Here is a 24293-nt window from a genome sequence, read left to right as displayed (position 1 = left end):
GAGGAATGCCACGTGTTCCGGATTGGCTGTTCGCGCGAGCGGTGCGGACCGGCGAGGATGGGGCGGTGCGCACCATTCGACAGAGCCGAAAGCTCCGCGGCGTCCGCTACGACGTCCGTGGCCCCATCCTCACCGAGGCCCAGCGCCTCGAGGCCGAGGGCCACCGCATCCTCAAGCTGAACATCGGCAACACCGCCCCGTTCGGCTTCGAGGCACCCGAGGCGATCCTCGCCGACGTGGTCCACCACCTGCCCGAGGCCCAGGGGTACAGCGACTCGCGCGGCATCTACGAGGCCCGCACCGCCGTCGCGCAGTACTACCAGTCGCGCGGGCTGCGGGACACCATGGTCGAGGACGTCTTCATCGGCAACGGCGTCTCCGAGCTGATCTCGATGGTGCTGCAGGCGTTCGTCGACGACGGCAACGAGATCCTCGTGCCCGCCCCGGACTACCCGCTGTGGACGGGCGCCGTGACGCTCACCGGCGGCACGCCCGTGCACTACGCGTGCGACGAGGCGAACGGGTGGATGCCCGACCTGGCGGACCTCGAGTCGAAGATCACCGAGAACACGCACGCCCTGGTGATCATCAACCCGAACAACCCCACGGGCGCCGTGTACAGCCCGGAGATGGTCGCCGCGATGGTGGACATCGCGCGCCGCCACGACCTGGTCGTCCTGGCCGACGAGATCTACGAGAAGATCCTCTACGACGACGCCGTGCACCACCACGCCGCCACGGCCGCCGGGGACGACGTGCTCTGCCTGACGTTCAGCGGCCTGTCCAAGGCGTACCGCGTGTGCGGCTACCGGGCCGGCTGGGTGATGATCTCGGGGCCGAAGGAGACCGCCACCGAGTTCCTCGAGGGACTCACGCTGCTCGCCAACATGCGCATGTGCTCCAACGTCCCGGCGCAGCACGCGATCCAGACGGCGCTCGGGGGCTACCAGTCGATCGACGAGCTGATCGTGCCCGGCGGCAGGTTCTACGAGCAGACGATGCTCGCCGACCGGCTGCTGAACGAGATCCCCGGCGTGTCCTCCGTGCGACCCCGCGGCGCGCTCTACTGCTTCCCGCGGCTCGACCCGGAGGTCTACGCGATCGACGACGACCAGGACTTCGTCATCGACCTGCTGCGCGCCAAGAAGATCCTCGTCACGCACGGCACCGGGTTCAACTGGACGGCGCCCGACCACTTCCGGCTCGTCACGCTGCCCGACGTCGAGGTCCTCGAGGAGGCGATCGGCCGGATCGCGGAGTTTCTGGCCACGCGGCGGTGACGGCGCCGCCGCGCAGCTGAGCCGCCCGGCTCACACCAGATCGCGCGGGATGCGCCGCTCCCAGTTCTGGGAGTAGACGCGCGGGTCTCCCTGCTGCTCGTCCAGCTCGTACGCGTCGAGCTGGGCGTTGATCAGGTGGTCGACGGGGCGGGGATGCCGTGCTCACGCGCGAGGATCGGCGCCAGCAGCGAGCTGGGGAAGTCCCAGTGGCTCACGATGGCGTCGATCGAGCCGGGGAAGTCGGCCAGCTGGGCGCGCGCCTGGTCGAGCAGCGCGTCGAAGTCGTACCAGGTCTCCCGGACGAGCGTGTCGACGTCGAGCAGGGAGTGGAACGTGAAGTGCTCGGCGCCGCGCATGCTCTCGAGCTCTTCGCGCTGCAGGTCGGTCATCGCCAGCACGAACACGTTGCGGGTCTGCTCGCTGTTGTCTGTCATGGCCAATGACGCAACCACGGGCACCGTGAGCCCGCAACAACGGAATCCCGTTGCGCCTCGCCCGGACGGATGGCAGTGTCGTGGCCGTCCCCGCGGGCCGGCCGCACGTGACAGGGGACGGACGGAAGGAAGCACGGTGACGGACACGCACGGCGGTCCCACGACCTCGCGCTGACCCCTGCTCGCCCGCACCCGGACCGGTGCACCCTCCTGGCGGGTGGACGACGTCGGCGCACGCCGCAGCGTTCCCCGGAGGCTCCCGTGCCCCTCACCCCCGCCGTCGTCCTCAAGGACGTCACCTTCTCCTGGCCCGACGGGGCCACCCCGATCGCCGGGATCTCCGGCACCTTCCCCCGCGGCCGTACCGGTCTGGTCGGCCTCAACGGCACGGGCAAGTCGACCCTGCTGCGGCTGGTCGCCGGGCGGCTGAGGCCCACCTCGGGCTCCGTCACCGTCGCGGGCACCGCCGACCACCTGCCGCAGCGGATCACGCTGGATACCGGCGCGACCGTCGCCGACCTGCTCGGCGTGCGTGCTGTCGTCGACGCCGTGCGGGCCATCGCGGACGGTGACGTCCGCCCCGAGCTGTTCGACGTCGTCGGCCCGGACGGGTGGGACCTGGAGGAACGGGCGGTCGCCGCGCTCGCCGCGGCCGACGTGCTCCCCGGCAGCGCGACGAGGGCCGGCGTGCTCGACCGCCGTGTCGGCACCCTGTCCGGCGGCGAGGTGGTGCTCACCGCCGTGACCGGCATCCGGTTGCGCGCGGCCGACGTCGCGCTGCTGGACGAACCGACGAACAACCTCGACGGCTCGGCCCGCGAGCGCCTGCACGAGCTGGTCCGCACGTGGCGCGGCGCACTGGTCGTGGTGTCGCACGACCGCGAGCTGCTCGAGCTCGTGGACACGACGGCGGAGCTCCGCACGGGCGGCCTGACCACGTTCGGCGGCACGTACGCGCAGTACGAGGAGTGGCTGGCCGTGCAGCAGGAGGCCGCGCGCTCGGTGCTGCGCGACGCCGAGCAGACGCTGCGGCGCGAGAAGCGACAACGCATCGAGACCCAGGAGCGCATCGCCCACTCCGAGCGGCAGGGGCGCAAGGACGCCGCCGACCGCAGGTACGTCAAGGCGGTGATCAACGACCGCCGCAACGCCGCACAGAAGTCGCAGGGTGCCCGGCGGGGTGCCGCGGTGGAGGCGGAGTCGCGGGCACGCGACGCCGTGGCGGCCGCGGAGCGGGCAGTGCGCGACGACGACCGCATCGCCGTCGACCTGCCCGACCCGGACGTTCCGGCCGGCCGGCGCCTCGCCGTCCTGCGCGGGTCCGACGGCCGCGAGACCGTGCTCGCGGGGCCCGAGCGGGTCGCGCTGACCGGCCCCAACGGCGTCGGCAAGACGACGCTGCTCGAACAGCTCGTCGGCGCGAGCTCCCGGGGCTGGGCCGGGGCCAGGCCCGACGGCGCCTCGCGGGCGACGGCGCGGCGGCTCACCGAGCGCGTGGGATACCTGCCTCAGCGGCTGGACGGGCTCGACGACGCCGCCACGGTGCTGGACGAGGTCCGGCGCCGCGCGCCGCACGTCGTGCCGGGGGAGCTGCGCAACCGCCTGGCGCGGTTCCTGGTCCGCGGCGACCAGGTCGACCGGCCGGTGCGCACCCTCTCGGGCGGCGAACGGTTCCGGGTGGCGCTCGCGAGCCTGCTGCTGGCCGACCCGCCGGCCCAGCTCCTCGTGCTGGACGAACCGACGAACAACCTCGACCTGGCCAGCACCGACCAGCTCGTCCAGGCGCTGGCGTCCTATCGCGGCGGGCTGCTGGTGGTGAGCCACGACCGGGCGTTCCTGGAGCGGGTCGGGCTGACGGCGGAGCTGGCGATGAGGGCGGACGGGACGCTGGCGGCGGCGTGACCCCGCTGCCGCGGTCATCCCGGTGGGCAATGCCTGAGAACGACGGCGATCCACGGTTTACGAAAACTACGAATACGCGTACGCTTCTTCCGTAACGAAGCGACGAGGGTGGTGTGCACGACGATGGCCGCTGCGGAACTGATGGAACGGACCTATCTGCCGAGCGAGGCAGAGGGACTGGCCGAGGTGCACAACTTTCTCGAGGCGCACGAGCGCGCTCGGGGCACAGCAGTGGCCCCACGTTGCCTCTTGGTGGGAGAGGCGGAGGGTGATCAGGTCGAGCTCCCTGCCTCGATGTACCCGATCCTTCTGCAGGTTGTCGAAGCCATGCGCGCCGGGCGTGCGGTCACCGTGGCGCCGCATTCGACAACGCTCACGACGCAGCAGGCGGCCGATCTTCTCGGGGTGTCCCGGCCCACGGTCGTGCGCCTCATCGACACCGGCCAGCTGGCGGCGGAGCGGCCAGGCACGCGTCGGAAGGTCCTGCTCAGCGATGTGCTGGACTACCGCGAAAGTCGACGCCAGAGTCAGTACGACATGCTTGCGGCAACCGCGGTCGACATCGACGACGAGGGCGACGCAGCGGAGGTTGCGGCCCAGCTTCGAGCGGTGCGGAAGGCCGTGGCCGCGCGGCGTCGTCGTTGACCAACGGCCGCCACCTGCAAGAATCGCCGGCGTGTTCGCCGTCGTGCTCGATACCTGCGTGCTGTGGCCCAGCCTGCAGCGGGACTTTCTGCTGAGCCTGGCCATCGAGGGGCTGTACCGGCCTCTGTGGTCGTCGGCGATCCTTGCCGAGCTGGAGGAACACGAGGCGCGGAAGCTCGTTGCGCGCGGAGACCTCGAGCCCAGCGCGGCGGCCGCGTCTGCTGCGGCCCTGATATCGGCGATGCGCGGAGCGTTCGACGACGCCTGCGTCGAGGGTTGGGAGCCACTCGACGGGACATTCGGCCTCCCCGACCTTGACGACGAGCATGTGGTGGCCGCCGCTGTTGTCGGCGGGGCCGGCGCGATCGTGACTGCGAACTTCAGGGACTTCCCTCCGAATCAGGTGCCCTCCAATATCCAGGTGAAGACCTCGGCGGAGTTCGCGATGGAAGCAGTCGAGCTCGCCCCCGAGCTCGCCCTCCAGGCTCTTCGGCAGATGGCTGGCCGGTATCGCAAGCCACGTCGCAGCGTCGACGACCTGCTCGAGCTGCTCGCAGCCCGCTACGGCATGGATGCGGTGGTGGACCTCGTCCGCGACGCAGATCTCACCCGGTAGCGCTCCGGGGAGCACCACAGCAGGTTCGACCGATGTCGGCCACTCCCCGACCGTGTTGGAGGAAACCTCCAAAGGCCGGCGGTGAGCGTTGGCTGCCGCACCGGGAGCCAGGACGGGGTGCTGACAACCTACGCTTGCGTAGGCTACGACGGCGTAGGTTCGGCACCTGCTCGAGACACGGGCACCGGACCTGGACGCGGCGCAGCCGCCCGGCAGGGAAGGAGACCGTGTGAACCCCGACGCCCCCCAGAGCGCGGCAGCCGTGGAGGACCTCGTGCAGCTCGTCGCCCCGGACGGCAGCCGCACCGACGGCCCGCGGGCCGCGGCCTACCGCGACCGCGTGGCCCACCTCGGCACCGACGAGCTGCGCGCGATGTACCGCGACATGGTGCTGACCCGACGGTTCGACGACGAGTCGACGGCGCTGCAGCGGCAGGGCGAGCTCGGCCTGTACCCGCAGGGGCGCGGCCAGGAGGCCGCCCAGGTCGGTTCGGCGTACGCGTTGCGCCCGCAGGACTTCGTGTTCCCCTCCTATCGCGAGCACGGCGTGATGCAGGTCCGCGGCGTCGACGCGGTGGACCGCCTGCGCATCTACCGCGGCACGGAGCACGGCGGCTGGGACCCGGCCGACCACAACGTGCAGCTCAACACCCTCGTCCTCGGCTCGCAGACCCTGCACGCCACCGGGTACGCCCTCGGCGTCCAGCGCGACGGGCTGGTCGGCACCGGGGACCCGCAGCGGGACACCGCCGTCGTGACGTACTTCGGCGACGGCGCCTCGAGCCAGGGCGACGTCAACGAGGCGCTCGTCTTCGCCGCCGTGAACAACGCACCCGTGGTGTTCTTCTGCCAGAACAACCAGTGGGCGATCTCGGAGCCGACGTCGCGGCAGACGCGCTGGCCCCTGTACCGGCGCGGTGAGGGGTTCGGCATCCCGGGCGTGCGCGTGGACGGCAACGACGTCCTGGCGTCCTACGCGGTGATGACCGAGGCCCTGGAGCGTGCCTACGCCGGCGACGGCCCCACCTTCGTGGAGGCCTACACCTACCGGATGGGCGCGCACACGACGTCGGACGACCCCACCCGCTACCGCGAGCTCGCCGAGGAGGAGGAGTGGGCGCTGCGCGACCCGATCGACCGGCTCGCCGCCCTGCTGCACGCCGAGGGCCGCTGGGACGACGTGTGGGCGGCTGACGTGGAGGCGCAGGCCGACGCGATGGCCGAGCGCCTGCGGGCCGAGGTCCGGGCGATCGAGGACCCGTCCCCGGCGTCGATGTTCGACCACGTGTACGCGGCCGGGCACGCGCAGGTCACCGTGGAGCGCGACTGGTTCGAACGCTACGAGTCCGAGACGGCAGGCACCACGACGGAGGCGGCCCGATGAGCGAGAACCTCACCTTCGCGAAGGCGCTGAACGAGGGCCTGCGCTCCAGCCTCGAGGCGGACGACAAGGTGCTGATCATGGGGGAGGACGTCGGCCGGCTCGGCGGGGTCTTCCGCATCACCGACGGTCTGCAGAAGGACTTCGGCGAGCACCGGGTCGTGGACACGCCGCTGGCCGAGTCCGGGATCGTCGGCACCGCGATCGGTCTCGCGATGCGCGGCTACCGGCCGGTCTGCGAGATCCAGTTCGACGGCTTCGTCTTCCCCGCCTTCGACCAGATCACCACCCAGCTCGCCAAGATGCGCTACCGCTCCGCCGGGCGCCTCGAGGTCCCCGTGGTCATCCGCATCCCGTACGGCGGCGGGATCGGCGCCGTCGAGCACCACTCGGAGTCGCCGGAGGCGCTGTTCGCGCACACTCCCGGGCTGCGCGTCGTCTCGCCGGCCACGCCGCAGGACGCGTACGACATGATCCGCTCGTCGATCACCTCGCCCGATCCCGTGATCTTCCTCGAGCCCAAGGGCCGGTACTGGTCCAAGGGCGCGGTGGACCTCGGCAGCCCCGTCGCGACGTCCGGGGCCGACGGCGGCACGGCGGACCCGCTCGGCCAGGCCCGGATCGCTCGGGCCGGCACGGACGTGACGCTGGTCGCGTACGGGCCGACCGTCGCCACCGCGCTGGCCGCCGCCGACGCGCTGGCCGCCGAGGGCACCAGCGCGGAGGTCGTCGACCTGCGGTCGCTGTCCCCGATGGACGTGCCCGCCGTGGTGGACTCGGTCCGCCGGACCGGGCGCTGCGTCGTCGTGCACGAGGCCCCGACGTTCTTCGGTGCCGGTGCCGAGCTCGCCGCCCGCGTCACCGAGGAGTGCTTCTACTCCCTCGAGGCGCCCGTGCTGCGGGTCGGCGGGTTCCACACGCCGTACCCCGTGGCGAAGATCGAGCACGACTACCTGCCGAGCACCGACCGCGTCCTCGACGCCGTCGACCGCGCCCTGGCCCACTGACCGGCCTGCGAACGAGGAGACCGATGAGCACCCAGCGCTTCCCCCTCCCGGACGTCGGTGAGGGACTGACCGAGGCGGAGATCGTCGAGTGGAAGGTCGCCGTCGGCGACACCGTCGCGGTCAACGACGTCATCGTCGAGATCGAGACCGCCAAGTCCCTGGTTGAGCTGCCGTCGCCGTTCGCGGGGACGGTCGTGGCCCTGCTCGCCGAGGAGGGGACCACGGTCGACGTCGGCACCGCGATCATCGAGGTCGGGTCGGCGGACGCCTCCGCGCCCGATCCGGCACCCGGCGCGCCCGCCGACGAGGCCGCCTCCGGCAGCTCGACGAACGGTGCGGGCTCCGGGTCCGTGCTGGTGGGCTACGGCACCGGCGACGCCGCCGCCGGGTCGCGCCGGCGACGACGCCGCACCGAGGCCCCGGAGGGACCGGCCCCCACCACGCCTCCCGTCCCCGCACCCGCACCTGCCGCGGCACCTGCACCCGCACCGGCGAAGTCACCGGGTATCGCCAAGCCGATGATGAGCGTGCCCGCTGCCGCCGACACGGCCGGTGCCGCGCCGTCGGGCACGACGCCGGCCGGCCGGATCCGCGTGCTCGCCAAGCCGCCCGTGCGCAAGCTCGCCAAGGAGCTGGGCGTCGACCTCGCGTCGGTGCAGCCCACCGGACCCGGGGGCATCGTGACCCGCGAGGACGTGGTGGCCCGGGCCGAGGCCGCCGAGCCGAAGACCCTCGCGACCTACCCCGACGACGACCAGCCGTGGCTCGCCTCCGGGTCGGTGACGAACGACGGCCGTGAGACCCGCGTCCCGGTCAAGTCCGTGCGCAAGCGCACCGCTGAGGCCATGGTGACCAGCGCGTTCACCGCCCCGCACGTCACCGTGTTCCGGACGGTCGACGTCACCCGGACGATGAAGCTCGTCGAGAAGCTCAAGGCCGACCGGGACTTCGCCGACGTGCGGGTCACCCCGCTGCTGATCGCCGCCAAGGCAGCGCTGCTCGCTATCAAGCGCCACCCGGAGATCAACGCGAGCTGGGACGACGAGGCCCGCGAGATCGTCTACAAGCACTACGTGAACCTGGGGATCGCCGCGGCGACCCCGCGCGGCCTCGTGGTGCCCAACGTCAAGGACGCGCACCGGCACGAGCTGCTCCCGCTGGCCCGTGCGCTCGGTGAACTGACGGCCACCGCCCGCGCGGGGCGGACCAGCCCGGCCGACATGTCCGGCGGCACCTTCACGATCACGAACGTGGGCGTGTTCGGCATCGACACCGGCACGCCGATCCTCAACCCGGGCGAGGCCGCGATCCTCGCGTTCGGTGCCATCCGGCAGCAGCCGTGGGTGCACAAGGGCAAGATCAAGCCGCGCTGGGTCACGCAGCTCGCGCTGAGCTTCGACCACCGCCTGGTCGACGGCGAGCTCGGGTCGCGCTTCCTGTCCGACGTCGCGCGCGTGCTGGAGGACCCGGCGCACGGGCTCGTCTGGGGCTGATCCCGGGTCGGAGTCAGGGGCCGAGCGCGCCGATCGGGATCACCTGGACCCCGTCGTCGCGCCGGTACCCGTAGCCGGTCGCGGTGATCACTCCGAGGACGGCCGGTTCTCCGGAGCGTGTGGTGTCGATCCTCTCGACGAACCGGAGGAGAGAACTGGCGGCCTCATCGACGCGGGATGCGCCCAGCTTGACCTCGAACGCTCCCCAGGTGCCGTCGGCGAGCTCGACGATCGCGTCCGCCTCGACCCCCTTGGCATCGCGGAAGTGGAGGACGTGCCCGCCCAAGGGTTGGGAGTAGACACGCAGGTCTCTCGCGACGAGCGACTCGAAGAGGAACCCGGTCCACCGCAGGTCGCGCCAGAGTCTCTCGGGACCGGTGTGCAGGGCTGCCGTCGCCAACGAGGGGTCGACGAAGTGTCGCTTCGGTGAGGTGCGCCGGGGGATGCGTGACCGTAGGTGCGGTCCCCATGCCGGGGCGTTCTCCACGATCTGGAGCTGTTCGAGCACGCCGACGATCTGCGCCGTCGTCGTGCGGTAGACGCCGTCGTCGGGTCCTACGGTGTCTGCTGCGATCTTCGTCATCGGTGCCTCCGTGGCGACGTTGCGGGCGAGCGCCGCCACGACGCGGCGCACCATGGAGGGATCGCGGCGTACACCGCCGACCTCGGAGACGTCGACCTCGGTGATCAGGCTCAGATAGTTCTCCGACTCCCGAGCAGCGACGTCGACGGGCAGGTCCTGCCGATCGGGCCAGCCCCCGACGACGATCCTTTCCAGCACGTCGTCGACGGTCAGGCTGGTGGCGGCACTCGGGCTCGCCCCGTGGAAGAGGTCACGGAGAGAGATCTCTCCGGTGGAGTGACCGGACTCGAAGAGGCTCATCGGACGCATACGGACCCGGGCGAACCTGCCCGCACCTGAGTGACGACGGACGTCGTCGGACGGGGTGGCCGAGCCCGTGAGGATGAACTGGCCTCGAGCGGGCGAGCGGTCGTCGACGGCTCGGCGTACGTGATCCCAGATCTCGGGCACGAGCTGCCACTCGTCGATCAGGACGGGCGAGTCGCCGCCGAGGACGGCTTCCGGGGCCAGCGACGCTGCCTCCCGCGCGGCGCGGTCCGTGTCGAGGCGGACGGTCGTCGCTGCCACCTGGAGCGCTGTCGCGGTCTTCCCGCAGGCCTTGGCTCCCTCGATCAACGTGGCGCCGGAGGTCCGCAGCGCGAGCTCCAGCTCGGAGTCGACGATGCGCCGGGAGTACTCCATCACCCCTCCTCGGACGGTCCGATCGACAGCTTGCACCATTTTCTCTAGACAGATCGTACCCGCACAGGTCAACAGATTGCACTACTGTCGACCGACAGGTTGTTCTGCTGCGGTGGAACGCTGATGGTCGGACCGCTCGGCGCCCGGTCCGTGCACGTTTTTGTCCGCTCGCCCCCCGTCGCTCACTCCGGCTGCCAGCATCTGGTGCAGGACGCCGTCGACCGACGGCGCGGCGACCCTCCCGTTCGCGTGGTGGGGCGACTACTGGACCGCGCGGGACACTGAGGCCGCCGGTGAGGCACCAGCCGAACGTCACGGTTCGGACCGCTTTGACGCGTCAAAGCGGTCCAGACCATGACACTCGGCAGAGTCGGGGGAGCGTCACAGCTGACGGGTCCGGGAGCACCAGCGGGCCCCTCTAGTCTGGACGGGTGACCTCGACAGCTCCTGCGGGCCCGCTCTCGCACGACACGGCCCCCGCGCCCGCCCGGCCCTGGTGGATCATCGCCGCCGGGCCGGGCGCCGTCGTCGCCGCGATCGTCGCGCTGCTCCTCGCGGGCGCCTGGTCCGGCGCCTTCGAGGCGCTGGGGACGTTCTCCGACCCCGGGGCGGTCGCCCGCTGGGGGTCGCCGCTCGCCACCGTGCTGGCGGAGCTCGGCGTGGCGGTGACGCTCGGCAGCCTGTTCGCCGCGGTGTGCCTGGTGCGGCCCGGACGGGGCCAGGCACGCCTGCTCGACGTCGCGGGATGGGCCGCCGCCGTCTGGGCGATCGCCGCGGTGGTCGAGCTCGTCCTGCAGTACTCGGTGGTCTCGGCGCAGTCCCCGACGGCGGACAACTTCGGCGCAGGCCTGTCGCAGTTCGTCACCGACGTCGAGCTCGGTCAGATCTCCGTCGCCATCATCGCGATCGCGGCTCTGACCTCGGGCGTCGCGCTCGCGGTACGCGGACCGGTGGGCGCGCTGTGGACGGCGCTGCTGCCGGTCGCGGCGCTGACCCTGCAGTCCACCACCGGTCACGCCGCCGGGGCCGCCGACCACTTCCTGGCGATCGGCGCGATGTGGCTGCACCTCATGGGTGCCGCGCTGTGGGTCGGCGGGCTCGCGGCGATGGCCGTGCTCGTCGTCGGCCGGTTCGACGACGTCACCACCGCCGCCGTGGCGCGGTACTCGCCCGTCGCGGCCTGGTGCCTCGTCGCGGTCGGGGTCTCCGGCGTCGCGAACGCCTGGATCCGCATGGAGAGCCTCGACGACCTCACGACGGGCTACGGCGTCCTGCTGGTCGTGAAGATCCTGCTGACCGCGGCCCTCGGCGTCCTCGGCCTGATGCACCGCACCTGGGTGATCGGCCGGCTGGAGCGCGCAGCGTCCCCGGCACGCCGGCTGTTCTGGCAGCTCCTCGCCGTCGAGCTGCTCGTCATCGGTGCGGTGTCCGGGGTGGCGGTGGCGCTCGGCTCCACCGCACCGCCGGTGCCGGACGACGTCCCCGCGGACGCCTCGCCCGCCTACCAGCTCACCGGCTACCCCCTGCCACCGGAGCCGACGGCGGCGCGCTGGCTCACCGAGTGGGCCGCGGAGCCGGTCCTGGCCTTCGCGTGCCTGGCCGGGATCGTCGTCTACGTGCGCTGGGCGCTGCGGCTGCGACGTCGCGGGGACCGCTGGCCCGTGGGACGGACGCTGACGTGGTGCGCGGGGATGCTCCTGATGCTCTGGACCACCAACGGTGCACCGACCGTCTACGGACACGTGATCTTCAGCGGTCACATGATCCAGCACATGACCCTGGCGATGCTGGTGCCGCTGCTGCTCGTGCTCGCCGCCCCCGTCACGCTGCTGCTGCGCGCGGTGCCCGCCCGCAAGGACGGCTCGCGCGGCTCGCGGGAGTGGGTGCTCGCACTGGTCCACTCCCGGGTGGGCGAGCTTCTCGCGCGGCCGGTGGTGGCCGCCGTGCTCTTCTCGGGCGGCATGATCGCGTTCTACTTCACCCCGCTGTTCGAGTTCGCGCTGACGAACCACCTGGGGCACCTGTGGATGGTCGTGCACTTCACGCTCGTGGGATACCTGTTCGCGAACGCGCTCGTCGGCATCGACCCTGGCCCGCAGCGGCCCGGCTACCCGATGCGGCTCGTCCTGCTCTTCGCCACGATGGTGTTCCACGCGTTCTTCGGCGTGGTGCTCACCACCGGCACGTCGCTGCTCGTCGCCGACTGGTACGGCAACATGGGTCGCGACTGGGGCCTGAGCGCCATCGAGGACCAGCAGCGTGGCGGCGGCATCGCCTGGGGGATCGGCGAGCTGCCCACCCTCGCGCTGGCGATCATCGTCGCCGTGCAGTGGACCCGCTCGGACGAGCGGGAGGCCCGGCGTCGCGACCGGCAGGCCGAGCGCGACGGCGACGCGGAGCTCACCGCCTACAACGACATGCTGGCTCGGATGGCCGACCGCGACGAGACCGCCGGCCGCTGACCGCGCGTCCAGGCCACGCCTTCGGCGTTCAGACCAGCGCGTCGAGGACGCGCGGAGCCAGGCCGAGCGCCGTCGTCGTCGCCAGGCCGTCCGCGACCGTCACCGTGCGGACCCCGGGCATGGGCTCCGTCAGCACGAACGGGTCGTGCGCCCCGCGTCCCGGGACGCGCACGACCTCCGTCACCGACCAGCGGCTGCGGACGGACGGTCGGCCGGTGCCCAGCAGAGCCGCCGTCTCGCGCAGCAGCAGCTCGTCGACGTCCTCGGAGCGGCCGGTCGCGTCGGCGGGTGCCCGACCGTCGCCGACGACGACGGAGCCGTCGTGCTGCGCCGTCAGCGTCAGGTGGATCTCGGCCGCCAGGAGGTCGGGGTGCCGGGTGCGCAGTCGCTCGCGCACCTCGCCGAGGGCGCGGCTGTGCAGGTACGCGCTGTCCCGCAGGAGGGTGCTGGCACCGACCAGCACGGGACCGGTGGCGAGCCGGTCGGCCGGAGGGCCGCCGTCGGGCAGCGGGGGCGCGATCCGCAGCATCTGGCGGCGCACGGGGAGCAGCGCGTCCCCGACGTCGCCGAAGAGCTGGCCCACGTCGTGGCCCACGGCGACCACGACGCGCTTGGCGACGACCTCCCCGCGCGAGGTCCGCACGAGCGTGCAACCGCTGCCGGCGTCGAAGGTCTGGGCGGCGGTGGACCAGGCGACGTGCGCCTGGGGACGCCCGCCGAGCCAGTCCGCGACGATGCCGAGCGCCGCTGCGGGCTCGACCCGCAGGTCGAGGGGCAGGAACGCCCCTCCGGCGGAGTCCGCGACAGGTGTGCGGTCCGCGACCTCGCGGGCGGTCAGGAGCGTGGCGTCCCCGGCACGGGCGGCGACGAGGTCGTCGAGGACGGCGAGCTCGTCGGCGTGGCGGGCGACGACGACGGCGCCGCTCTCCCGGACGCCGAAGCCCGCCTCCCGGCCGAGCTTGAGCCAGCGTTCCCGGGAGGCGAGGGCGCAGGCGAGCGCGGTGGAGTCCTGCGTCGTGATCGCGACGTGTCCACCGCGCCGGGCGGTGCTGCCGACGGGGCGCCGGGCGGCGTCGACGACGAGCACCGACAGCCCACGCGCCTGCGCCTCGACGGCGTGCGCGAGCCCGACCGCGCCCGCTCCGACGACCGCGAGGTCGACCTTGGCGGGGAGCGGGGGCAGGGCGCTGTCGTGGTCCACGTCCAGAATCTGCCTGAGCACGTGGCCGGCGTTCAAGGCGGGGGTGGCCTGTGGACAAGGTGTTCGGCCAGTGTTCACCTGGGGTTCCTCCCGGCGTTCCCGCAGGGCTGCGACGCCCTCGCGCGGAGATATCCGTGGGGCGGGCGCGGGTGGTTGTGGTAGACCCGTCTGCGTGACCCAGGACACTCCGGCGGAGACCCCGCAGACCTCGTTCCACGACCTCGACGCGTACCTGGCCCTCGGCCGGGTCAGCGGGCTGGTGCTCAGCGCCGACGGCACCCGGCTCGTCACGTCGGTGCAGAGCCTCGACCGGCAGCGCACGGGCTACGTCTCGGCGCTCTGGGAGGTCGACCCGGGGGGTGACCGCCCGGCACGGCGCCTCACCCGCAGTGCGAAGGGCGAGTCCTCCGCGGCGTTCACGGCCGCCGGCGACCTGCTGTTCACCTCGGCCCGTCCGGACCCGGAGGGCAAGCCCGACGACGACGTACCCGCAGCGCTGTGGAGCCTGCCCGCCGGGGGTGGCGAGGCACGCGTGGTGGCGACCGCTCCGGGCGGGGTCGGCGGCATCTGCACGGCGCGGGACGCCGACGTCGTGTCGGTGACGGCGCCCGTGCTGCCCTCGGCGGCGGACCTCACCGAGGACGACACGCTGCGCAAGGCCCGCAAGGAGCTGAAGGTGGACGCCGTCTGGCACACGGGCTACCCGGTGCGGCACTGGGACCACGACCTGGGCCCGGACGCGGACCGGCGGTTCGCGCTGTCCCTCGGCGGGCTCGTCGAGGGCGAGCGTGCGGAGCTCCGTCAGCTCACCGGGGCGGGCCGTCAGCTCGATGAGGCGGAGGCCGCCCTGTCGCCGGACGGCGGGACGCTGGTGACGGTCTGGACGGTGGCCGACCCGGGCACGGCCCGGCGCGAGACCCTGGTCGCGATCGACACGGTGACGGGGGAGCGGCGCACGCTGGTGGACGACCCCGACGCTGAGGTGGTCTCGCCCGTCGTCTCGCCGGACGGCCGCTGGGTCGCCTACGAGACGACGACCCTCACCTCGCCGACGGAGCCGCCGGTGACGCGTACGGGCCTGGTGGCGCTGGACGGGAGCGGCGAGCCGGAGATCCTGGCCGACGACTGGGACCGCTGGCCCAGCTCGCTGACGTGGCTGCCCGACGCGTCGGGTCTGCTGGTCACGGCCGACGAGGACGGCCGCAGTCCGGTCTTCCTGCTCACGTTCGACGGCGCCCCGGGCGAGGGCCCGGTGAGCGTCGAGCGGGTCACGGCGGACGCCGCGACGTTCACCGACGTCCAGGTGTCTCCGGACGGGTCGGCGTTCTACGCGCTGCGCACGTCCTACGCGGCGCCGTCGGAGCCCGTCAGGGTCGGCCTGGCGGAGTTCGTCGCGTCCGGCGGGCCGGGGGAGCGGGAGCCGGTCACCGCCGTCGCGCTCCCGTCGCCGGTGCCCGCGCCGGAGCTGCCGGGCCGCCTCACCGAGGTGGAGACGACGGCGGCCGACGGCGCGCGCGTGCGGGCCTGGTTGGCGCTCCCGGCCGGGGCGTCGGCGTCGGACCCGGCGCCGCTGCTGCTGTGGATCCACGGCGGGCCGCTCGGCTCGTGGAACGCGTGGTCGTGGCGCTGGAACCCGTGGATCATGGTGGCGCGGGGCTACGCGGTGCTGCTGCCGGACCCGGCGCTGTCCACCGGGTACGGGCAGGAGTTCGTGCAGCGCGGGTGGGGTGCGTGGGGCGGTAAGCCCTACACGGACCTGCTGGCGATCACCGACGCAGCGGAGACGCTCGACGAGATCGACGGGTCGCGCACGGCCGCGATGGGCGGCTCGTTCGGTGGCTACATGGCCAACTGGGTGGCGGGGCACACGGACCGGTTCCGCGCGATCGTCACGCACGCCTCGCTGTGGGCGCTCGACCAGTTCGGGCCGACGACGGACCACGCGTACTACTGGGCGCGCGAGATGACTCCCGAGATGGCCGAGGCGCACAGCCCGCACCGCTACGTCGGCGACATCCGGACGCCGATGCTCGTGATCCACGGCGACAAGGACTACCGGGTACCGATCGGCGAGGGGCTGCGGTTGTGGCGCGAGCTGTTGACGCACTCCGGGCTGCCGGCGGCGGACGACGGGTCGACGGTGCACCGGTTCCTGTACTTCCCGCAGGAGAACCACTGGGTGCTCTCGCCACAGCACGCGAAGGTCTGGTACTCGGGCGTGCTGGCCTTCCTGGCCGAGCACGTGCTCGAGGTGCCCGAGGGGGAGGGCGACCGGGTCCTGCCGACGACGCTCGGCTGACGCCCCACCACTGGGCGGTCGCTCATCTGGGCGAGCAGCAGCGCTCATCTGTTACGTTGGTTCTTCCTGGACCCGACGGAGCAAGGACGCGCCATGACCGCACTCACCGACGAGACCCTGGGCACCCTGCACGGCACCGGGGGAGGCCCCGGCGACCTGGAGGTGCCGGGCTACGACCGTTCCGCGCTGCGCGCGGGGATCGTCCATCTCGGCGTCGGAGGGTTCCACCGGGCGCACCAGGCGATGTACCTCGACCGGCTGATGTCCCAGGGCAAGGCGCTCGACTGGGCGATCTGCGGCGTCGGGGTGCTGCCGCACGACGCCCGGATGCGCGACGCCCTCGTCTCCCAGGACGGCCTCTACACCCTGGTGCTCAAGCACCCGGACGGCACCCTGGAAGGCCGCGTGATCGGCTCCGTCGTGGACTTCCTGCTCGCCCCGGACGACCCGGAGGCGGTCATCGAGAAGATGGCCTCGCCCCAGATCCGCATCGTCTCCCTCACGGTCACCGAGGGCGGCTACAACGTGCACCCGGTCACCGGGGAGTTCGACGAGTCCGACCCGGCCGTCCAGGCGGACCTCGCACCGGGCGCCGTGCCCGCCACCTCGTTCGGCCTCGTGACCGAGGCGCTGCGGCGTCGCCGGGACCGCGGCATCACGCCCTTCACGGTGATGAGCTGCGACAACATCCAGGGCAACGGCGAGGTCGCGCACCGCATGTTCGGTGCGTTCGCGCGGCTCAAGGACCCCGAGCTCGGTGCGTGGATCGAGGAGCACGTGCCGTTCCCGAACTCGATGGTCGACCGGATCACGCCCGTCACCACGGACGAGGACCGCGCGATGGTGGCCGAACGGTTCGGGGTCGACGACGCGTGGCCCGTCGTCGCCGAGCCCTTCACCCAGTGGGTGCTCGAGGACCGCTTCGTCGACGGCCGCCCGCCGCTGGAAGACGTCGGCGTGCAAGTGGTCGACGACGTCGAGCCCTACGAGCTCATGAAGCTGCGGCTGCTCAACGCGAGCCACCAGGCGCTGTGCTACCTCGGCTACCTGACCGGTTACCGGTACGCCCACGAGGTCTGCGCCGACCAGACGTTCGTGCGGTTCCTGCTCGACTACATGGAGCGTGAGGCGACGCCGACGCTGCAGCCGGTCCCCGGCATCGACCTCGACGACTACCGCCGCACCCTCATCGAGCGGTTCGCCAACCCCGCCGTGCGGGACACCCTCGCCCGGCTGTGCGCCGAGTCGTCCGACCGCATCCCCAAGTGGCTGCTGCCCGTGGTGCGGGAGAACCTGGCCGCCGACGGCGAGATCCACCGGGCGGCCGCCGTCGTCGCCGCGTGGGCCCGCTACGACGAGGGCGTCGACGAGCAGGGCGAGCCGATCGAGATCGTGGACCGCCTGGCCGACCGCCTCCGGGCCGCAGCGGCGCGGCAGGCCGACGACCCGCTCGCGTTCCTGCGCGACCGCGAGCTGTTCGGCGACCTGGTCGACTCCCCACGGTTCACCGAGGCGTACCTCGTGGCGCTGCGGTCGCTGCACCGGGACGGCGCCCGGGCGACGGTGGAGGCGCTGGCGGGCTGACGGCGGCACCTTATGATTGCTGCAGCGACCGTTAGGTGCGATAGTGGTGCTCACAGCAGACATTGGAGCACCCATGGCGACTCGACCTCTCTCCCTGCGCGTCCGCCGGTCCGCGGCGCAGCTCGGCGAGCACGTGGTCACGTGGCGCAAGCTCCAAGGGTTGACGGCGGAGCAGCTCGCGGAGCGTGCCGGGATCAACCGGGGCACGCTTCGTCGGCTCGAGCACGGCGACCCGGCCGTGGGAAGCGGCGTCCTCCTGTCCGTCCTTCGTGCGCTGGGCCAGCTCGATCGCGTCGTCGAGGCGCTCGACCCCTACGAGACGGACCTGGGGCGGGCCCGGGCTGACGAGTCCCTGCCGCAGCGGGTGCGTCGATGAGCCGTGCCGGAGTCGTCCAGATCGACGTCCACGTGCAGCTGTCCGGCGACACTGTTCGCGCCGGCACCGCCTACATCTCGGAGAGGCGTGGCACCACGTCCACGTCGTTCGTCTACGACCCCGCGTTCCTCGGGCGGCGCGACGCGTTCAGCATCAGCCCTGACCTGCCGGTGACCGTCTCGCGCCACCAGGTCGCCGGACTGCCGGGCGCCTTGGCCGACACCGCGCCGGACCGGTGGGGTCGCAACCTGATCGACAAACGGGTTCGGTACCGGGCGCGAGACGACCACGCGCCGGCGACGGTCCGTGAGGTCGACTACCTGCTCGGTGTCGCCGACCTGACCCGGCAGGGCGCGCTGCGGTACACGGCCGCCGACGACGCCGTCTTCCTCGCACCCGACCCGAACGTCCCGCGGCTCATCGAGCTGCCGAGACTGTTGCGTGCAGCAGAGCGCGTGGCCAGCGACAGCGACGACCTTGCCGAGGTCAAGCTCCTCCTCGACGCAGGGACCGGCTCCCTCGGTGGGGCGCGGCCCAAGGCGTCCGTCCGCGACGGGCATCAGCTGCAGATCGCGAAGTTCCCGCACCCGGGTGACCGGTGGGACGTCATGGCCTGGGAGATGAGCATGCTCGACCTCGCCGAGCAGGCCGGCATCCGTGTACCGGGACGTCGCCTCCTCACGGTCGACGGCCGGTCGGTCCTGGTCCTGGACCGGTTCGACCGGGACGAGCAGGGACGGCGACGTGCGTACGCAAGCGCGATGTCCTTGGTCGGTGGCGTCGACGGCGCGTCGTTCGACTACCTGGAGGTTGCCGAGTCGCTCGCGACCCACGGGAGCGAGGTCGCGGTCGACCTGCGCGAGCTCTGGTTGCGCGCCCTGTTCTTCGCGGTCGTCAACAACACCGACGATCACCTGCGGAACCACGGCTTCCTCCACGCGCGTGGAGGATGGCGGCTGGCTCCGGCCTTCGACGTCAATCCCGACCCGTACGACCGAGCGCCGGCAACCTCAATCGGCTTCGTGAGTGCCGATCGGGCGAGCCGCTTCGACGCATTGATCGAGGTAGCGCCCGAGTTCGGGGTGTCGGCCACGGATGCCGGCGACACGATGGCGGCTGTGGCCTCCGTCGTCGAGCGGTGGCGCGACACGGCGGCGCGGAACGGGCTCGGGGAGCGCGAGCAGCGACGGTTCCGGGACGTCTTCGAGACCGGTGCTCGGCTCGCCCGCGAGGCGAGCGCGTCGGCCCGGCGCGCCTGAGCGCTGCGACCGCTCAGGCGGGCGGGGACGCGAGGAGGTGCTCGAGCTCGACCGCGGCGGCGTCGTCCATGACGAGCACGGTGGCGATGCCGCCCAGGACGGCGCCCCGCAGCCCGGCGGCGGCCTCCGCGCCGTAGCCGATCGCCACCACCTCAGGGGTGCGCACGAGCTGGTCGAGGGTGACGCCGACGACCCGGGCGTCGAGCGGCGTGACCACCGCACGCCCCCGGGCGTCGAAGAGCCGGCCGGAGCACTCGCCGACGGCGCCGGCCTCGGTGGCGGCGCGCCGCTCGGCGTCGGTGACCTGGGGGTAGACGGTGGAGCCGGTGGCGTTCCAGCTGCCGATCGACACCACGGCGAGGTCGAGCACGTCGGCCCGGTCTAGCGCGGCGGCGATCTCCGGCTGCTGGCGCATGCCGCGTGCCGTCGCGGGGTCGCCGACGAGCAGGGGTGACCACACGGGCCAGGTGCGTACGCCCTCCATGCTGGTGAAGCGCTGGATGAGCTCGAGCGAGTTGCCGCTGCCGTGCACGGGCAGGGCGCCGACGAGCTGGACGACCTCGCAGGGCGGCAGGGTACCCAGGGTGCGGACCGCCGCCTCGATGGTGCGCGACCACGAGACGCCGACGGTCGTCCCCGCGCGGACCCGGGCGGCCATGACGCGCGCGAGCTCGCGGGCGAGGACCTCGCGCGTCGTGTCCCGGTCGCTGGTTCCGGGGACGAGCACGACCTCCTGGGCGCCGAGCCGCTCCGCGAGGTGCCGGGCACGGCCCGTGTCGAGGTGGGCCGGTGCCGCGATCTCGATGCGCACCACGCCGGCGTCGCGGGCCTCGGTGAGCAGTCGGGCCACCTGGAACCGCGAGATCCCGCGGTGCTTGGCGATCTCGACCTTCGACTGTCCGTCGAGGTAGTAGTCCGTGCTCACCTCCACGAGGAGGCGGGTGTGCTCGGGATCGGTCACGGGTCCTCGTCTCTCCGGCAGCGCCGCTCCTCGGCGACGCTGCGCGAAAGTTTGAGCGGATGGTCTTGCTCACGTGAGCATATCGAACTATGGTCGCTTCAGATGAGCACCACTGCTGCTCTCATCTGAGCGGATCGACTCGACGTGAGGACAACGATGTTCCAACCACCCGGCGCTCGGCGCCGACCCGATCGACGCAGGGCTTCACGGCTCGCCGCCGGGGCCACGGCCCTCACCATCGGCCTCGCCGGGTGCGCCGGTGCCGGTGCGGTCGGAGGCGACGGGGAGCAGATCGTCGTCGCCATCGTCTCTAACCCGCAGATGCAGGACGCGATCTCCCTGCAGGACCACTTCCGGGCCGAGCACCCGGGAGTCGACGTCCGGTTCGTCAGCCTCCCCGAGAACGAGGCCCGCGCGAAGATCACCGCGTCCGTCGCGACCGGCGGCGGCGAGTTCGACGTCGTCATGATCTCCAACTACGAGACGCCCATGTGGGCCGAGAACGGGTGGATCGAGAACCTCCAGCCGTACGCCGACGCCACCGAGGGGTACGAGCCGGACGACTTCATCCCGAGCGTCCGCGAGGCGCTCTCGGTCGACGGCGACCTCTACTCCGTGCCGTTCTACGGCGAGTCGTCGTTCCTCGCCTACCGGCAGGACCTCTTCGCCGAGCGTGGCCTGGAGATGCCGGACCGGCCCACCTGGGAGGACGTCCGCGAGCTGGCCGCCGAGCTCCACGACCCGGCCGAGGACTTCGCCGGCGTGTGCCTGCGCGGCCTGGCCGGCTGGGGTGAGGTCATGGCCCCGATGGGCACCGTTATCAACACGTTCGGCGGGCGCTGGTTCGACGAGGGCTGGAACGCGCAGCTCGACAGCCCGGAGGTCCGGGCCGCCGTCGAGACGTACGTCGACACCGTCCAGCAGTACGGCCAGCCCGGTGCGGCGACGTCCGGGTTCGGCGACTGCCTCACCCGGTTCTCCCAGGGCAACGCCGCCATGTGGTACGACGCGACCTCGATGGTCTCCAGCGTCGAGGACCCGGCGTCGTCCAACGTCGCCGGCGACGTCGGCTACGTCCCCGCGCCCGTCAGCGAGACCGACGCCGCCGGATGGCTCTACTCCTGGTCGCTCGCCATCCCCTCGACGAGCGAGCACAAGGACACCGCCTGGGACTTCGTGTCCTGGATGACCGACCAGGACTACATCGAGCTGGTCGGCGAGGAGCTGTCCTGGGAGCGGGTGCCGCCCGGCAGCCGGCTCTCCACCTACGAGATCCCCGAGTACGCCGAGGTCTCCGAGGCGTACGCCGAGGCCACGCTGACCGCGATGGGCGAGGCGACGCAGCAGAACACGATGACCGAGCCGGTGCCGTACCCGGGCATCCAGTTCGTCGGCATCCCCGAGTTCCAGGACCTCGGCACCCGCGTGGGTCAGCAGATGTCGGCGGCGATCGCCGGGCAGCAGACGGTCGACGAGGCGCTCGACCAGGCCCAGTCCTTCGCCGAGACCGTCGCCGAGACGTACCAGGCCGGGTCCGACGCCGCGTCCACCACTGCCGGAGGCTCCTGATGACCACGCTCACCACCCAGGCCGCCAGCGCCCGTCGCGCACAGGAGCTGCGGGCCGCGCGCGACGGGCGCACCCTGAGCCGTGCCGAGCGCTGGCGACGCCGGGGCCCGCTGCTGCCCGCCCTGCTCTTCACGATCGTCGTCACGCAGATCCCGTTCCTCGTGACGATCTGGTACTCGCTGCACTCGCGCAACCTGCTGCGCCCCGACTCCGACCTGTTCGTCGGCTTCGCCAACTACGGCGACATCGTCAGCGACTCGACCTTCCGCGGGGCGGCGGTGAACTCGGTCGTCATCACGCTCGGGTGCGTGCTGGTCGCGATGGTCCTGGGCATCGTGCTGGCGCTGCTCCTCGACCGGCCGTTCCGGGGGCGCGGCGTGGCCCGGACGCTGCTCATCACACCGTTTCTCATCATGCCTGTCGCCAGCTCGGTGCTCTGGTCGATGGCGATGCTCAACCCGACGTACGGCCTGTTCAACTGGACGTTGGGCCTGGTGGGGATCGACCCGGTCGACTGGACGTCGACCTACCCGATCGTCGCGATCCTCATGGCGCTCGTGTGGCAGTGGACGCCGTTCATGATGCTGCTGGTCCTCGCCGGCCTCCAGGCGCAGCCGAAGGACGTCCTCGAGGCGGCGTCGGTCGACGGCGCCGGTCCGTGGCGCACGTTCACCTGGATCACCATGCCGCACCTGCGCCGCTACGTGGAGCTGGGCGTGCTGCTCGGGATCATCTACGTGGTCAACACGTTCGACCAGATCTACCTCATGACGGCGGGCGGGCCCGGCACGGCGAGCGCGAACCTGCCCTTCTACATCTACCAGCGCGCGTTCCTCGGCTTCGACGTCGGGCAGGCCGCCGCGATGGGTGTGGTCGTCGTGATCGCCACGATCTTCGTCGCGATGGCCGCGCTGCGCCTCATCTTCCGCAGCTTTGACGTCAAGGAGCGCTCATGACCACCACCGCACCGGCCACGACCGCCCCGAGGGCCGCCGCTCCCGGCGGTGTGCGGCGACCTCGCCGCCGGACCGCAGGCACGCTCCTGACGGCGCTCACCTGGATCCTGGCCATCGGGTTCTTCTTCCCCGTGGCCTGGATGGCGATGACGGCCTTCAAGCAGGAGAGCCAGGCGTCGTCGAACCCGCCCACGTTCTTCTTCGAGCCCACGCTCGACCAGTTCCGTGCCGTGGTCGGCGAGTCGGGCACCTACGTGGCCAACTCGCTCATCGCGACCGGGGTCTCGACGCTGCTCGTGCTGCTCCTCGGCATCCCGGCGGCCTACGCCCTGTCGATCCGGCCGGTGGAGAAGGTCGGTGACGTGCTGTTCTTCTTCATCTCGACGAAGATGCTGCCCGTCGTGGCCGTCATCGTCCCGATCTACGTCATCGCGGGGCAGCTGAAGGTCCTCGACAACATCTGGACGCTCGTGGTGCTCTACACGGCGATGAACCTGCCGATCGCGGTGTGGATGATGCGCTCGTTCCTCCAGGAGGTACCCGCCGAGGTCCTCGAGGCGGCGTCGGTGGACGGCGCCAGCCTGCTGCGGACGATGCGGTCCGTCCTGCTGCCGATGGTCGCGCCGGGCATCGCGGCGACCGCTCTCATCTGCGTGATCTTCGCGTGGAACGAGTTCTTCTTCGCGCTCAACCTCACGGCGTCGCAGGCGGCGACCGTGCCGATCTTCATCGTCTCGACGATGACGAGCGAGGGCCTGTTCCTGGCCCGGCTGTGCGCCGCGGCGCTGCTGGCGTCGCTGCCGGTCATCATCGCCGGGTGGATCGCGCAGAAGCAGCTCGTGCGCGGCCTGTCGATGGGCGCCATAATGTCGCGGGGGGGTCCTCCGGCGGGGGGTGGGGGTGGGCGGCGCGGGCTTCGGGGGGGGGGGGGGGGGGGGGGGGCCCCCCCGCGCCGCGGGCCGGCCGCTCGAGCAGGTCCGTCCGCCCTGCGGCGTCCTCGGCGGAGATCAGCAGGTCGACGGCGGTGGGCATGTCGACGACGAACCGCAGCCCGAGGCTGTCGAGGATCCGGCCGAGCACGGCGCCGACCTCCGACCTGATGCGCCGGTGCTCGGTGAGGTACAGCTCGGCGACGACGGCGTCGCGCAGGGCGAGGAGCTCGAACTCTGCCGCCACGAGGCACCACTGCCGGCGCGCGCCGCCGTCGGGCCGCACGGCAGCCATCACCGTGCCGAGGGCGGCGCGGAAACCCTCCGGGGTGCCGATGCTGTCCGCGTCGAGGGTCTCGACGGCCTGCTCGAGCGCGCGGAGCTGACGTCTCGCGTCGCGCTGCATGAGCGCGACGAACAGCTCTTCCTTGGACGCGAAGTTGGAGTAGAAGGCGCCCCGCGTGAACCCGGCCGCCTCGCAGACGGCCTCGATGGACGTCGCCTGCATCCCGACCTCGGCGAACACGTCGAGCGCCGCGTCGAGCAGACGCTCCCGGGTGCGCTCGCGGCGCGGGGAACGCACGCTGGTGGCGTGCTCGGCGGTGGTCACGGCGAGGCCTCCTCGGTCTGGCGGTAGGTCCACTCTAGCCAATGCAGCCGTGTATCGGATACATT

19 protein-coding genes and 1 pseudogene are annotated in these 24293 nt (G+C 72.1%); 15 read left to right on the top strand and 5 right to left on the bottom strand.

Annotated elements, in window-relative coordinates; translation table 11 throughout:
* Positions 1 to 65: 65 nt before the first annotated feature.
* Positions 66 to 1280, top strand: coding sequence for a pyridoxal phosphate-dependent aminotransferase (locus tag ACH5HR_RS05895; RefSeq protein WP_416476741.1), 1215 nt, complete (start codon positions 66 to 68; stop codon positions 1278 to 1280).
* 131 nt (positions 1281 to 1411) lie between these two features.
* Here the strand turns inward: ACH5HR_RS05895 and ACH5HR_RS05890 are convergent, their stop codons facing one another.
* Positions 1412 to 1714, bottom strand: coding sequence for a hypothetical protein (locus ACH5HR_RS05890; RefSeq protein WP_416476740.1), 303 nt, complete (start codon positions 1712 to 1714; stop codon positions 1412 to 1414).
* 261 nt (positions 1715 to 1975) lie between these two features.
* On the opposite strand from ACH5HR_RS05890, the gene ACH5HR_RS05885 reads away from it, so the two are divergent.
* The 6 genes from ACH5HR_RS05885 to ACH5HR_RS05860 all read left to right on the top strand — a co-directional run bounded on the left by ACH5HR_RS05885 (position 1976) and on the right by ACH5HR_RS05860 (position 8758).
* A complete protein-coding gene (locus ACH5HR_RS05885) occupies positions 1976 to 3616 on the top strand; it encodes an ABC-F family ATP-binding cassette domain-containing protein (RefSeq protein WP_416476739.1) in 1641 nt (546 codons plus the stop codon).
* 123 nt (positions 3617 to 3739) lie between these two features.
* Positions 3740 to 4261, top strand: a complete 522-nt coding sequence (locus ACH5HR_RS05880) for a helix-turn-helix domain-containing protein (protein ID WP_402373311.1) — start codon at positions 3740 to 3742, stop codon at positions 4259 to 4261.
* Between the two features lie 31 nt (positions 4262 to 4292).
* Positions 4293 to 4877: a PIN domain-containing protein gene (locus ACH5HR_RS05875; protein ID WP_402373313.1), complete on the top strand. Its 585-nt coding sequence runs from the start codon at positions 4293 to 4295 to the stop codon at positions 4875 to 4877.
* A 229-nt stretch (positions 4878 to 5106) separates the two neighbouring features.
* The gene (pdhA, locus tag ACH5HR_RS05870; RefSeq protein WP_402373316.1) at positions 5107 to 6261 is read left to right on the top strand and encodes a pyruvate dehydrogenase (acetyl-transferring) E1 component subunit alpha; all 1155 of its coding nucleotides are present in this window, start codon (positions 5107 to 5109) and stop codon (positions 6259 to 6261) included.
* A complete protein-coding gene (locus ACH5HR_RS05865; protein ID WP_416476738.1) occupies positions 6258 to 7265 on the top strand; it encodes an alpha-ketoacid dehydrogenase subunit beta in 1008 nt (335 codons plus the stop codon). The genes pdhA and ACH5HR_RS05865 overlap by 4 nt, the downstream gene beginning before the upstream one ends.
* Before the next feature lie 23 nt (positions 7266 to 7288).
* Positions 7289 to 8758 carry a dihydrolipoamide acetyltransferase family protein gene (locus ACH5HR_RS05860; RefSeq protein WP_416476736.1) on the top strand — a complete coding sequence of 490 codons (1470 nt, stop codon included), beginning with the start codon at positions 7289 to 7291 and terminating at the stop codon, positions 8756 to 8758.
* A 13-nt stretch (positions 8759 to 8771) separates the two neighbouring features.
* Here the strand turns inward: ACH5HR_RS05860 and ACH5HR_RS05855 are convergent, their stop codons facing one another.
* Entirely contained in the window at positions 8772 to 10022 is a 1251-nt protein-coding gene (locus tag ACH5HR_RS05855) for an ATP-binding protein (protein WP_402373324.1), read from the bottom strand.
* Positions 10023 to 10453: 431 nt separating this feature from the next.
* Here ACH5HR_RS05855 and ACH5HR_RS05850 point away from each other — a divergent pair, with 431 nt between their 5' ends.
* Positions 10454 to 12484, top strand: coding sequence for a bifunctional copper resistance protein CopD/cytochrome c oxidase assembly protein (locus tag ACH5HR_RS05850; protein WP_416476734.1), 2031 nt, complete (start codon positions 10454 to 10456; stop codon positions 12482 to 12484).
* 28 nt (positions 12485 to 12512) lie between these two features.
* On the opposite strand, the gene ACH5HR_RS05845 is transcribed toward ACH5HR_RS05850, so the two are convergent.
* Positions 12513 to 13685, bottom strand: coding sequence for an FAD-dependent oxidoreductase (locus ACH5HR_RS05845; protein ID WP_416476732.1), 1173 nt, complete (start codon positions 13683 to 13685; stop codon positions 12513 to 12515).
* Between the two features lie 172 nt (positions 13686 to 13857).
* Here ACH5HR_RS05845 and ACH5HR_RS05840 point away from each other — a divergent pair, with 172 nt between their 5' ends.
* From ACH5HR_RS05840 to ACH5HR_RS05825, 4 genes are all read left to right on the top strand, one after another.
* Positions 13858 to 15984 carry a S9 family peptidase gene (locus ACH5HR_RS05840; protein ID WP_416476731.1) on the top strand — a complete coding sequence of 709 codons (2127 nt, stop codon included), beginning with the start codon at positions 13858 to 13860 and terminating at the stop codon, positions 15982 to 15984.
* A 93-nt stretch (positions 15985 to 16077) separates the two neighbouring features.
* Positions 16078 to 17568, top strand: coding sequence for a mannitol dehydrogenase family protein (locus ACH5HR_RS05835; protein WP_416476730.1), 1491 nt, complete (start codon positions 16078 to 16080; stop codon positions 17566 to 17568).
* Positions 17569 to 17641: 73 nt separating this feature from the next.
* Positions 17642 to 17944, top strand: coding sequence for a helix-turn-helix domain-containing protein (locus ACH5HR_RS05830; protein ID WP_402373335.1), 303 nt, complete (start codon positions 17642 to 17644; stop codon positions 17942 to 17944).
* Positions 17941 to 19203: a type II toxin-antitoxin system HipA family toxin gene (locus tag ACH5HR_RS05825; protein ID WP_416476728.1), complete on the top strand. Its 1263-nt coding sequence runs from the start codon at positions 17941 to 17943 to the stop codon at positions 19201 to 19203. Before ACH5HR_RS05830 ends, ACH5HR_RS05825 begins: the two co-directional genes overlap by 4 nt.
* 13 nt (positions 19204 to 19216) lie before the next feature.
* Here ACH5HR_RS05825 and ACH5HR_RS05820 read toward each other — a convergent pair whose 3' ends face one another.
* Complete coding sequence (locus ACH5HR_RS05820) at positions 19217 to 20164, bottom strand: sugar-binding transcriptional regulator (protein WP_416476726.1); 948 nt, start codon at positions 20162 to 20164, stop codon at positions 19217 to 19219.
* Positions 20165 to 20320: 156 nt separating this feature from the next.
* Here ACH5HR_RS05820 and ACH5HR_RS05815 point away from each other — a divergent pair, with 156 nt between their 5' ends.
* The 3 genes and pseudogenes from ACH5HR_RS05815 to ACH5HR_RS05805 form a co-directional block, all read left to right on the top strand.
* Positions 20321 to 21733 carry an ABC transporter substrate-binding protein gene (locus ACH5HR_RS05815; RefSeq protein WP_416476724.1) on the top strand — a complete coding sequence of 471 codons (1413 nt, stop codon included), beginning with the start codon at positions 20321 to 20323 and terminating at the stop codon, positions 21731 to 21733.
* Positions 21733 to 22689, top strand: coding sequence for a carbohydrate ABC transporter permease (locus ACH5HR_RS05810; RefSeq protein WP_402373348.1), 957 nt, complete (start codon positions 21733 to 21735; stop codon positions 22687 to 22689). Before ACH5HR_RS05815 ends, ACH5HR_RS05810 begins: the two co-directional genes overlap by 1 nt.
* A pseudogene (locus ACH5HR_RS05805) lies at positions 22686 to 23555 on the top strand (carbohydrate ABC transporter permease); the annotation flags it as partial. The gene ACH5HR_RS05810 and the pseudogene ACH5HR_RS05805, both read left to right, overlap by 4 nt.
* On the opposite strand, the gene ACH5HR_RS05800 reads toward ACH5HR_RS05805, so the two are convergent.
* Entirely contained in the window at positions 23497 to 24126 is a 630-nt protein-coding gene (locus ACH5HR_RS05800; RefSeq protein WP_416476909.1) for a TetR/AcrR family transcriptional regulator, read from the bottom strand. The pseudogene ACH5HR_RS05805 and the gene ACH5HR_RS05800 overlap by 59 nt on opposite strands.
* Positions 24127 to 24293 lie beyond the last annotated feature (167 nt).

Source organism: Isoptericola maris (assembly GCF_048065335.1).
GTDB lineage: Bacteria > Actinomycetota > Actinomycetes > Actinomycetales > Cellulomonadaceae > Isoptericola > Isoptericola rhizosphaerae.
This window is presented reverse-complemented; position numbering and strand designations above follow the sequence as displayed.

What these genes read in the sequence shown, in the direction of transcription:
- ACH5HR_RS05890 (WP_416476740.1), bottom strand. Translation starts at nt 1,714, where the DNA reads ATGACAGACAACAGCGAGCAGACCCGCAACGTGTTCGTGCTGGCGATG.
- ACH5HR_RS05880 (WP_402373311.1), top strand. Translation starts at nt 3,740, where the DNA reads ATGGCCGCTGCGGAACTGATGGAACGGACCTATCTGCCGAGCGAGGCA.
- ACH5HR_RS05865 (WP_416476738.1), top strand. Translation starts at nt 6,258, where the DNA reads ATGAGCGAGAACCTCACCTTCGCGAAGGCGCTGAACGAGGGCCTGCGC.
- ACH5HR_RS05860 (WP_416476736.1), top strand. Translation starts at nt 7,289, where the DNA reads ATGAGCACCCAGCGCTTCCCCCTCCCGGACGTCGGTGAGGGACTGACC.
- ACH5HR_RS05855 (WP_402373324.1), bottom strand. Translation starts at nt 10,022, where the DNA reads ATGGAGTACTCCCGGCGCATCGTCGACTCCGAGCTGGAGCTCGCGCTG.
- ACH5HR_RS05835 (WP_416476730.1), top strand. Translation starts at nt 16,078, where the DNA reads ATGACCGCACTCACCGACGAGACCCTGGGCACCCTGCACGGCACCGGG.
- ACH5HR_RS05830 (WP_402373335.1), top strand. Translation starts at nt 17,642, where the DNA reads ATGGCGACTCGACCTCTCTCCCTGCGCGTCCGCCGGTCCGCGGCGCAG.
- ACH5HR_RS05825 (WP_416476728.1), top strand. Translation starts at nt 17,941, where the DNA reads ATGAGCCGTGCCGGAGTCGTCCAGATCGACGTCCACGTGCAGCTGTCC.
- ACH5HR_RS05815 (WP_416476724.1), top strand. Translation starts at nt 20,321, where the DNA reads ATGTTCCAACCACCCGGCGCTCGGCGCCGACCCGATCGACGCAGGGCT.
- ACH5HR_RS05810 (WP_402373348.1), top strand. Translation starts at nt 21,733, where the DNA reads ATGACCACGCTCACCACCCAGGCCGCCAGCGCCCGTCGCGCACAGGAG.
- ACH5HR_RS05800 (WP_416476909.1), bottom strand. Translation starts at nt 24,126, where the DNA reads ATGCAGGCGACGTCCATCGAGGCCGTCTGCGAGGCGGCCGGGTTCACG.